Consider the following 10,625-nt stretch of genomic DNA (forward strand, 5'->3'; position numbering starts at 1 on the left):
TTTACATACGAATAAATGAGCATATCGACCAATAAATACTCGACAAACCATTGACATACCCTACCCTCCCGCAATAATGCTCATGTAGATATTTAATCAAAGGGCTGGTCGCTCACGACCAGAAGGCCTCAGGCCTTTCCCAGGGAAGGGTGGAGAAATGACTCTTCGCACCTTAACGTGAAGATTGTTAGGATATGGACTCACCCACGAGATAACTCGCACATGAGCACTACCAAGGAAGCCGACAAGTAAGCCGCAGCAACCTTCGTTTTTCGGTTGTTGCGGCGTTCTCAAGAATCTAGTTGCTCTGTGAGAGCGCCGCCAAATCCTTGAATCAAGGAGATGGTTTCGTGCGCTCAAAAGATTTTTCTTGGCGGTACTCACTTCCCGCCACGCTATTGCTGTTATCACCATTCGACTTGCTGGCGTCATTGGGCATGGACATGTACCTGCCCGTGATTCCTTTCATGGCCGATGCACTTGGTGCCGGTGCGGGGACAATTCAGCTGACATTGACGGCATACCTGGTTCTGCTTGGAGCCGGGCAGCTTCTCTTTGGCCCTCTATCGGATCGGCTGGGCCGCCGCCCTGTTCTGCTTGGGGGTGGGATTGCCTATATCGTCGCTTCGATTGGCCTTGCCCTGGCCTCATCACCAGAAATCTTCCTGGGCTTTCGGGTTCTTCAGGCCTGTGGTGCTTCGGCGTGTCTCGTCGCTACCTTCGCGACCGTGCGCGATATCTACGCCGGCCGCGAGGAAAGCAACGTTATCTATGGACTCCTCGGCTCTATGCTCGCGATGGTCCCAGCGATAGGTCCATTACTAGGCACCTTGATCGATGCCTGGCTGGGATGGCGTGCAATTTTTGGCTTGTTAGGAATCGCAATGTTCGGTGCTGCTACGGCAGCGTGGCGACTCTGGCCAGAGACCCAGAGGCAGCGCACGGCACACCCACGGTGGTCGCAATTACTGCTTCCATTGCGTTGCCTGAATTTCTGGCAGTACACGCTCGGTTATAGCGCGGGCATGGGTAGCTTTTTTGTCTTTTTCTCAACTGCCCCGTGGCTAATGATGGGACGATACGGGTTATCGCAATTGAGCTTCAGTTTGCTGTTTGCGACGGTAGCAATCGCGATGATGGTGACGGCGCGGGTAATGGGGCGGCTGGCTCCGCAGTGGGGAGTTCAGAACGCATTGCGGGTAGGCATGGTCTGCCTTATGGCAGGCGGGTTGTTGCTGGCTGCTGGCGAGGCACTGATACCGCTATCGTTACTTGGCTTTATCGCCCCAATGTGGCTTGTTGGTGTTGGGATCGCTACTGCGGTCTCGGTGACGCCCAATGGCGCGCTTCGTGGTTTCGATCACATCGCTGGCACCGTCACCGCAGTTTACTTCTGTCTGGGTGGGGTACTGTTAGGTGGCATAGGGACACTCATTATTACACTTCTGCCGAGTGGCACGAACTGGCCTATCGTCACTTATAGCCTAACCCTGCCGGCGGTAGTGCTTTGTTTGTCCTGGGTTAATTCTGAGGGACGCGATATCAGCGACGACGAGCATGCTGCCGTTGATCCATAGGGCAGCCATTACTCCCAGTCAGACCATCATCGTGACTAGGACTAGGTTATGTGGTCGGTACCGGAATGGTCTTGTCAATTTGTCGTGCTTTGCTGGACGAAGCGCATTGCTTTACGACACAGACACGGAGAGCATCAAAGTGTTTAAGATTTCTCAAGTAACGCCCGGCACGATACCCATGTCGCTGCTACTACTGGCTGACCCATCCGAACGTAGCGTCGCCTCATACTGCGATGGCGCGCTTTGCTACCTAGCGACGGAGGACGGTGCCGCACTTGGTGCATCTGTGTTCAATACTAGGTGTAAGGATGTTCTTGAGCTATTCAATATCGCCGTGGCGCCTGAGGTCCAGGCGCGGGGCATTGGTACGGCGCTCCTTGAACATGCCGTTACGGATGCTAGAGAGCGAGGGTACGTGCGCATTGAGCTTGGAACTGGCACCTTCGGGTATCAGTTGGCCTTCTATCAACGTGTCGGTTTTCGAGTCGATAAGGTGGTAAAAAATTACTTTCTCGATAACTACGATCAGCCCATCTACGAGATGGGCATTCAGCACAAAGATATGTTGCGTCTTTCGCTAATTTTATGAAACCGAAGCATGCGCTCAAAAAACTCGGGTATACGGATTTAACGGTTGGTGGGGCACTCTCACCTCATCAACCTACAACAACTCTCAGGTGGTTGGTAGCAAGATCCTAAATTCGCCTTTCTAAACTCTCACAACGTGAGGAAACACCAGATTTGATGAGTAAATCGATGCTAATTCCTGCCGAGGCGAAGCGGGCGCTGCCAGTTATCCAGCAATCCTTGGCAGATTCGCTTGTGGCTGTCTACCTCCACGGCTCGGCAGTAGCAGGTGGCCTGCGCCCCAAGAGTGATGTTGATGTGCTTGTTGTCATCGACCGAGCAACGACACATGCGATTCGCGCTCGCCTCGTCACTGAATTGATGAAGATTTCAGGACGACCAGGCGGCGACACCTTACGTCCCCTTGAACTGATCGTCTTTCACCGCGCTGATCTTGCTGAGTCGGTTTATCCAGCGCGTAGCGAGTTCGTATATGGTGAGTGGTTGCGCGACGCATACGAGACGGGCGAAGTGCCCAGGCCCGAAGCTGACCCGGAGCTGACTCTAGTGCTGGCTCAGGCCCGACAGGAAGCAAGTCCCCTGTTCGGCCCCGAGCCAGCAGAGTTGCTGCCCGCTATCCCCCAAGCGGATGTACACCGTGCGATTAAAGATGCACTCCCTTCTTTGCTTGATAGCCTGGAGGGGGATGAACGTAATGTTCTGCTGACACTTGCGCGCATGTGGCGGACTTTAAGGACAGGGGAGTTCGTTCCCAAGGACGTTGCGGCCGAATGGGCGATACCCCTTCTTCCCGCTGAGTCAGCTGCACTGGTTAGCTGCGCACGTAATGCATATCTTGGCATGATGGACATTGACTGGGAAGCTCGACAGCGAGAAGTACGGCGTGTAGCCAGCGATTTAAGTGAGCGTGTGGCGGGGATGCTGTGACTGTTTGGGCATATGCATTATTGGACTCGCGCTTTAACTGGGTTCCCGTTCAAACTGGTGAATCGGGCGATCTCGTCTTTCGACGTGACGACGGCCTCGCCTACGTCAAGTTGGCACCGGCTGCATGTTCAGTGAATCTTGCCGGAGAGCGGGACCGGCTCCTGTGGCTCCGTGAGCGGGGCATTACCAGCCCTGAGGTCATCGACTGGCACGAGACGGAAGAAGGCGTACGCTTAACGATGACCACCGTTCCCGGCGTTCCAGCGGCTGATCTCACGGGGGCTGACCTGCTCAAGGCGTGGCCATCAATGGCGAGGCAACTCGGAATTCTTCACGAGCTTGCGGTTAGCGAATGCCCATACGATCGTGGTTTGCTGCTCATGTTTGACCGTGCTGTGGATGTCGTTGCCCGCGGCGCAGTGAACCCGGGCTTTCTGTCCAGTAAAGACAAGGACGTTCCCGCATGCCAACTATTGGCACACATCACTGATGAACTCCCGGTTCGGCTCGATCAGGAAGCAGCAGAGAGGGTCGTTTGCCATGGCGACGCTTGCACGCCCAACTTCATCGTTGACCCTCGAAGCCTTCAATGCACTGGCCTGATTGACGTCGGTCGCCTCGGAAAAGCAGACCGCTACGCTGATTTGGCCCTTATGATTGCGAATGCTGGTGAAAATTGGACTACGCTGGCCCAAGCTGAACGAGCTTTTGGAATCCTATTCGAGACCTTGGGGATTTCGGCACCTGATCGAGACCGGCTCGCCTTCTATCTCCGGCTTGATCCACTGACGTGGGGCTAATCAGCCCTTCAATAGATCGAGAAGCATCATCATGGCTATCCTCGAAAGAGTCTGCATAACGCCAATGGCCCCCGATTTTTCAGATAGATCAAAGGGAATTTCATGGACACCGAAAGAAAAGGGTCGGGTCATCCCCAAAGTGCCTCACGTTTTCTTTGACGATGGTGAGCCTTGGCTTGCAGCTAATGTCTACGCATTGGGCAAGCTGGAAGCAGTATCAGGCAATGACATCAAGACAGTGACCTCAAATATGGGTCACCTCAAGGCATACGCCAGCTGGCTAGAAGCCCATGGTGTGGATTGGCATCATTTCCCGAAAAAGAAGAAAGATCGTTGTTTGTTTCGCTATCGTGGCTTCCTGGTTGAGCAGCGTCAGGCCGGTCACATTAGTCCGAGTACAGCGACAGCGCGAATGGCGGCCATTGTGCATTTTTATCGTTGGGCTCAGGTGTACGGCTGGATTGAGCGTCAACCCATGTGGGAAGACAGGCCCAAAACCGTTCAGTTCTACAATGCTGTTGGTTTTTCCCGAACCATGTCAGTGGTATCGAGTGAGTTGTCCATTCCAAATCGCAAGAGAGGCGGCACGGCTCTGGAAAACGGTTTGCTGCCGTTGAGCGATAAAAATCGAAACATCTTGCTTCGTTTCCTGCACGAGCAGGGCAAGGTTGAGCTTTATTTGATGGTCCTGATCGGTTTCTTCACTGGGGCAAGGAGTGAGACGATCCGCACTCTTCGCCTCTCCAGTCTCGAAAATGCGACGGATGACTCGACCACGCCAGGCATCATGCGCGTAACGGTTGGTCCCGGTACGCAGGTCAAGACCAAGTTTGATGTCAGGGGCTCACTCTTGTTCCCTTCTCAGCTGCTTCAAGAGCTTGAGCGCTATGCCTATTCAGCTCGACGTTTAACTCGCCAAGCGAGAGCATCTGAAGGCGACCGTACTTTGTTATTTCTATCTGAGCGGGGGAATGCCTACTCGGAGACATCGTTCACCAAATTGATCAGCTATCTGCGTGAAACATTGATGAGTGCGGGCCTCAAACAGTTCCAAGAGTTCAAATTCCATCAAACCCGAGCCACCTTCGGCACCCAGCTGATGCGTTTGGCAATGGACGTTCTTCCGAGTCAGGTGGATGCCATCGTATTCGTCAGAGACGCCATGCTTCACAAGGATGAGGCTACGACCTGGAAATATGTGAAATTCATCGAGAAAGAACCCATCAAAGAGGCGCTGTCAGACGAATTCTTTAACCTATACACGGGTAAAGCGGGTGATGCCAAAACGTTGATTGAACAGGTGACCTATAATGGCCTTGCCTGATCTCTTAATCCGCTCTCCAGACGGTAGTGACGCCCTTCGTAGCGAGCCCCTTGCTAGATTGGACCTGAGGCGCTTCTTGTACGTGGGCGCGGTAAACCATAGAGCCCAACAGGCTTTACAGAAAATCGATCGTGGTGAGCTGGGTGATCCGCAACTGGAACGGATTGAGCTTCTGCTGGCGATCAAAAACGAGATCGTGACCCGCCTAGTGTCTGGCCAGTCGCGTCATTCGGTCCCTCACTATATTGCGACCCTTACGCATTTTTTACGGTTTCTTGATGACAATCAAAAATCGTTCAGCATCGATCAATTAGAAGCGAATTATCTGGAATTTGCCGAACGCCTGTTTATTGCGGCGAATAAAAAAAGAGCGACCCTGAATAGAAACTCAGCCTATGGTCGAGCTGTAATATTATCAGCACTTTTTGGTTCCATTTTAAACATTCCAACGACCGTGCGATTAGTTAACAGAACACGGTTAAAGCCCTTCCCCCGCGCCAAAAAATCGGTGAATAGAACGGTCGAGAAGCAGAGCCTTGAGGCTACCTTTAAGCAAGGTAATTTTTTAGTTGATCTTGTGTCGGGGCTGTCGATTGAAGCAGTCCATGGTCCGTTACCTCTTATAATACCGATGCGCCCCGGACTGGTCGAGCATGATCAGGTGCAATTATACGCAGGATTATCTGAGCTAGAGTGGCCTTCGACACCAAAAGACCAATGGACTCTTCACGAAAAACAACGCTATCGAAACGCAATGCGACTCAGGCGATCCATGCGTGATATAAAAGGGAAAGGGGGAGCCAGGAGATGGCGCTTAGTAAATCTGCGCGTCCAGGCGGAATTTCTCATCTTCCTTGCACAAACAGGGATAAACTTGACGCAAGCGAAGGAGTTGAAGCGAGGCACCCTTAAATACAAACCACTTGGAGATAGCTGGCAAGTAAGGTGTTACAAAAGGCGCAAAGGTGGTGAGGTAAGCTTTCAAGTTTATAAGTCGTATAAGCCATTCCTTGAAAACTATCGGTCATTTATCAGTTATTTTTTTCCAGAGTCCGAATCTTTATTCCCCTTGTTTGATCTGAATGGACAAAACGAGAGTGCGACCAAAACTGGCTTGACTTCATTCGTGCTGATCCGTTCATTGTTGACTGGCTACGCTATCCCTTGGGTAACGCCAAGAGAGTTACGGAGCACCAGAGTGAACTGGCTGTTACGCCGTTCCGGGGATGCAGATCTGACAGCCGAGATGGCGCAGCACACCCGAAAGGTGCTGAAACAACAATACGAGCGTCCCAGTCAGCAACGCGCAATGATCGAGGTCACGCAGTTCTGGAACAAGCACGACCCGATTAAGCAGGGCGATCTCACAGGCTCGGTAATTGCCAGTAGCTGTAACGGTAAGCCCGAGGCGACTGATGACAAGCCTGCTTCAGTCGCCGAACCCAACTGCATCAACCCATCCGGCTGTTTGTGGTGCCGACATCTCCGGGATTCAGATACCGAGGATTACGTCTGGTCTTTGGCCTCAATGCGTCATCTTAAAAGCATTGAGGTGAGTATAACGCCAACCCGAGAAACAGTGCCTGCTGATCAGGTGATAGAAAGGTTATCGGCCAAGCTCGCGTGGTTTCGAAGCTCCAGCCCCCAACGCGCTCAGTGGGTCGATGAGGCACGGGAGCGAATCGCAGAAGGCGATTATCACCCCAACTGGTCTCACATCATTGAGTTCCTGGAGCAAGGATGAACGCCGACAATTTACGCTTTATGTCTCAGTCCACGTTGGTGACGACTGAGTCTCCGCTGTATCAACCACCGAGTTTTCCCCCGCCTGAGGATTGGGTGTTGTCAGTCGATGAGAAGGGCCGTGACCTATCGCGCTACGGAGATGATTTCTGGGATTATAGGGCCTTTGAGACAGGAGCGACGTTTAATTTCGGCAGCCATAAACTTTCAGATGCCAATGTGCAGCTCACCAAGAAGGCGATGTTCCTGGTGCTATACCACCCTAAGCTGTTTGGAGGAAGAATCAGGAGTGCCGCCTATTGTTTCAACTGCCTGATTAGTATCGCAAAGGTCTGCAATGAGCAAGGTATTTTGATTTCTGATCTGCCCAAGTTTCCCCACGTTCACCAAGATGTTGCGAAGGCATTGCAAAATGCCAGTTACAAGATCTATATTAATTTTCTGCATAAGTTGCAGCTGCATGCCGATACGCTTAATTTTGCAATTACTGACCAAAGGATGCTGGCTTTTTTAGCGTCTCAGCAGAAGGGCTGGGAGAAAATCCAAACCCCGTATATCCCCCCGCGAATCTGGACTTATCAGATCAATCGCTTAAACGAGTGCCTCGATGACTTTCTGGAACATCAAGCGGCGATCGAAAAAGCGTTTACTTGGATATCGGATGCTTATGAACACAATTCGGCGGCGCTTCCTCAGCACGATAGGTTTCAAAGCCCTTTCGGCGAACATCGTTTTTACAAGAAGAAGCGCATTTTATTCGACGGGGGGTTCGATGAATTCCTGGCCGAGTATGGGTTATTAGATCTCTTTGAAAGATGGATGGGGTCAGAGAAGCAGCGCAGCGTGGCGCAGTTTGCACGCTATTTCAGAATGGTTCGCGATGCGTCGTTACTGTACATACTGAACTTTTCTCTGCAACGAGTCAGTGAGGCAATGTCTCTGAGGGCTGACTGTTTTTTGATTGAGCAGGATGAGCGGTTGGGGGAGATTGCACTAATTGTTGGAGAGACAACCAAAACCGATCCGGATGACGATGCCCGCTGGGTTGTACCAAGATCGGTAAAAAAAGCGGTGGACGTAGCGGCCAGCATTGCCAAATTGCAAATGCGTCATTACACGGAAGACGTATCGGCTTCGGACGCCGTGAAGGCGTCCACTCTGCTAGCGCTGCCAGGCAGGGAGCCGTGGACTCCCAGAAAAACCCACAGTCGAAACGTACACGGAGAACTGGCGGCGATGGTCCGTCTCGGACCATTTATTGCCAGTTACCCTCGCGTATTCGACCCCAAAGAAATCACTGTAACCGAATCTGACTGGAAGATTGCAGTGTCGATGACTCCGAATCTAAGCAAAAAATCCGGATTTGGGGTCGGCCTGCCCTGGCAGTTTACTGTTCATCAATTACGGCGCACCACGAGCGTCAATATGTTTGCCTCGAACATGGTCTCTGACAACAGTTTGCAGTGGATTATGAAGCATTTAAGCCGCAATATGACGCTGTACTATGGTCGTAACTACACAAATTTGAGGTTGAATTCCGCCGCCGAAACAGCCGTCATTATTGAATCCTATAAAGCGATTTACCGGCAGTTGGTGGATGTGCTGACCGATAGTGTGGAGTACGTGAAACCCCACAGAAAAGAGATGATCCCGTCAAAGGTTATCAATCTCGTAGAGACCCGCGAGGAGCGGCAGCTAACCAAGCTCATCAAGCAGGGTGCTATTGGGTGTCGTCGTACACTGCTGGGCTACTGTATGAAGCCCGGTTACTGTGAATACGGAGGGATCGAATCCGTTGCAAAATGTGCCGGAGGTGATGGCGGGGGCATCTGTGCCGATGCAATTTTCGAACGTAAGAATGAAGCAAAACTCAGGCGTCTGAAAGTTGCACATGAAAAGGAAATGGAGTCCTTGGACCCTGACAGTCCGCGCTACAGTGCGATAAAACAAGAAGTTTATGCGATAGGGGTTTATCTCGATGCCATCAACGAACAAGAAAACCGCTGAACAAGCCTTCCGAGAGGCTTTTGAGCGCTTAAAACAGAACAGGCCAGAGGTTTTATCAGCAGGTTCAGTGGTAACCCAAAATAACGTTGCAAGAGAAGCAGGGCGTGATCCTTCGGCATTGAAGAAAGATCGATACCCGCTTCTGATCCTGGAGATTCAGGCACACACCCAGTCTCAAGCCGAGCAGCGTCAGGCAAACAGGCGAACCACAGACAATCGCTCCAGGACGGACAAACAGAAGCTGGCCGACTATCGCCAGCAGATTGACCGGTTGAGTTCGATAGTAGCTGCTCAGAACACGTCTATCGAAGATTTGCTGGATGAAATCGAGCGTCTGAGGACTGGCAAAGTGGTGTCTACGGTCAGGTCCTCTCAAATGAGCGAAAGACCCGGATGACAGCGAAGAGCCCATAGCAGCCCACTATCATGCTGTGCGAACGTCGTCCTTGGTCATCGCGTAGCGCTTAAAGTGGGTGCCCTCATGCTCGCTGTCTTCGATGAACCTCATGCCAATCTTTTCAGCCACCCGCGTGGAGGGGATATTTTCAGCTTCAATATCCGCAACGATGCGGTCCGCGCCGAGTGTGCGAAACGCGTGTTCAACGATTGGGCTCGCCGCCTCGGTCGCGTACCCCTTGCCCCATGCCGAGCGATTTAACCGCCAACCGATCTCGATCCCCGGGCCAACACCGTCGCACGGAATTAGAAGTATCCAGCCCAGGAACTGATCCGACTGTTGTTTGAGAAAGATGGACCAATAGCCCAGGCCATCGCCAAACGAGGTTTCAATCCGTTCTTTCAGGAAAGCTTCATGCTTTTGAGGGTCGTTCCACGGGCCAAGTATATATCTGGTGACTTCCGGGTCACGATCCATCGTAAGACAAGCTTTGAAGTCCACCATTGCGCGCGGTCGAACTAGGAGGCGTTCTGTTCCAAAGGTTGGCAACGGCTTGATCCCTCGCATCTAAAATTCTCCCATCTTCTGAAGGTCATCACACACAAACAGGTGGAGCATGTCTGCTCTGCCCCTCTCAGCAGACCTTGGACCGAGCCGGATTCCATCTGATCTGGCAACATGATTCAAGAGCGACAGGAGGATTACCATGTCGCGCCTATTCTGACTCGACCAAGAGCGTCTGAAACGCATCGAGCATTTTTTTCCAAGCCTCGGGGCGTCGAACGCGCCGATGACCGCAGGGCTCTGAGCGGCTGGGCCGCCTCGATACGCTCCTTGTGCGGGTCGAGCTTAGTCGACCGTGGTCGACGCGGCGTATACCGCAGCGGCTCGCCGCTTCTGAGATACTTGCGTACCGTATTGCGCGAGAGCCCCAACTCCCGGACGATTGCCCTGATGCCATGGTCCTAGCGGGCCAACACTTTGATCTCCACTGACTGCTCCTGGGTTAACATCTCGGCGGCTCAAAACCGCCATCTTCGCCCAGTGGGGTCTAATTCACCTCGGCGTTAGGGGGCCAGTTTTACATCGGCGATGACACCTGATTGCTCTATCACAAGTAAAGGTATTGCTGGCCGACAAGGGCTACGACGCTGACTCGCTGACTGGTTCCGCGACCCCCTTGAAGACAAGGGAATAGCACCCTGCATTCCCGCCCGGCGTGGCCGGAAGCTCCCCACCAGCCACGATACAAAACTCTACAG

The 10,625-nt window shown here is 52.5% G+C and carries 9 protein-coding genes and 1 pseudogene; 8 read left to right on the plus strand and 2 right to left on the minus strand.

Annotated features, from left to right (window positions below):
- The first annotated feature begins 350 nt into the window (after positions 1–350).
- The 8 genes from cml (at position 351) to APH25_RS24455 (ending at position 9,363) form a co-directional block, all read left to right on the plus strand.
- Positions 351–1,577 (plus strand): CmlA/FloR family chloramphenicol efflux MFS transporter, encoded by a 1,227-nt coding sequence (gene cml / locus APH25_RS24420; protein ID WP_043156466.1) that lies wholly within the window; start codon positions 351–353, stop codon positions 1,575–1,577.
- A gap of 106 nt (positions 1,578–1,683) precedes the next feature.
- Complete coding sequence (locus APH25_RS24425; protein WP_044265056.1) at positions 1,684–2,166, plus strand: GNAT family N-acetyltransferase; 483 nt, start codon at positions 1,684–1,686, stop codon at positions 2,164–2,166.
- A gap of 155 nt (positions 2,167–2,321) precedes the next feature.
- The gene (locus APH25_RS24430) at positions 2,322–3,092 is read left to right on the plus strand and encodes an aminoglycoside adenylyltransferase family protein (protein ID WP_050397054.1); all 771 of its coding nucleotides are present in this window, start codon (positions 2,322–2,324) and stop codon (positions 3,090–3,092) included.
- Positions 3,089–3,892: an APH(3'') family aminoglycoside O-phosphotransferase gene (locus tag APH25_RS24435; RefSeq protein WP_029771308.1), complete on the plus strand. Its 804-nt coding sequence runs from the start codon at positions 3,089–3,091 to the stop codon at positions 3,890–3,892. Before APH25_RS24430 ends, APH25_RS24435 begins: the two co-directional genes overlap by 4 nt.
- Positions 3,893–3,923: 31 nt before the next feature.
- Positions 3,924–5,216 carry a tyrosine-type recombinase/integrase gene (locus APH25_RS24440; protein ID WP_070086283.1) on the plus strand — a complete coding sequence of 431 codons (1,293 nt, stop codon included), beginning with the start codon at positions 3,924–3,926 and terminating at the stop codon, positions 5,214–5,216.
- Positions 5,203–6,960: a hypothetical protein gene (locus tag APH25_RS24445; RefSeq protein WP_060483646.1), complete on the plus strand. Its 1,758-nt coding sequence runs from the start codon at positions 5,203–5,205 to the stop codon at positions 6,958–6,960. Before APH25_RS24440 ends, APH25_RS24445 begins: the two co-directional genes overlap by 14 nt.
- Positions 6,957–8,966 carry a hypothetical protein gene (locus APH25_RS24450; RefSeq protein ID WP_033895284.1) on the plus strand — a complete coding sequence of 670 codons (2,010 nt, stop codon included), beginning with the start codon at positions 6,957–6,959 and terminating at the stop codon, positions 8,964–8,966. Before APH25_RS24445 ends, APH25_RS24450 begins: the two co-directional genes overlap by 4 nt.
- The gene (locus APH25_RS24455) at positions 8,938–9,363 is read left to right on the plus strand and encodes a hypothetical protein (RefSeq protein ID WP_025297803.1); all 426 of its coding nucleotides are present in this window, start codon (positions 8,938–8,940) and stop codon (positions 9,361–9,363) included. Before APH25_RS24450 ends, APH25_RS24455 begins: the two co-directional genes overlap by 29 nt.
- Before the next feature lie 27 nt (positions 9,364–9,390).
- Here APH25_RS24455 and APH25_RS24460 read toward each other — a convergent pair whose 3' ends face one another.
- Both APH25_RS24460 and APH25_RS26070 read right to left on the minus strand, forming a co-directional pair.
- Positions 9,391–9,930: a GNAT family N-acetyltransferase gene (locus APH25_RS24460; protein WP_043156462.1), complete on the minus strand. Its 540-nt coding sequence runs from the start codon at positions 9,928–9,930 to the stop codon at positions 9,391–9,393.
- Positions 9,931–10,172: 242 nt separating this feature from the next.
- Positions 10,173–10,319 (minus strand): annotated as a pseudogene (locus APH25_RS26070) (IS21 family transposase); the annotation flags it as partial.
- Between the last annotated feature and the right edge of the window lie 306 nt (positions 10,320–10,625).

The sequence above is a fragment of the Pseudomonas sp. NBRC 111119 genome (assembly GCF_001320125.1).
Lineage (GTDB): Bacteria > Pseudomonadota > Gammaproteobacteria > Pseudomonadales > Pseudomonadaceae > Aquipseudomonas > Aquipseudomonas parafulva.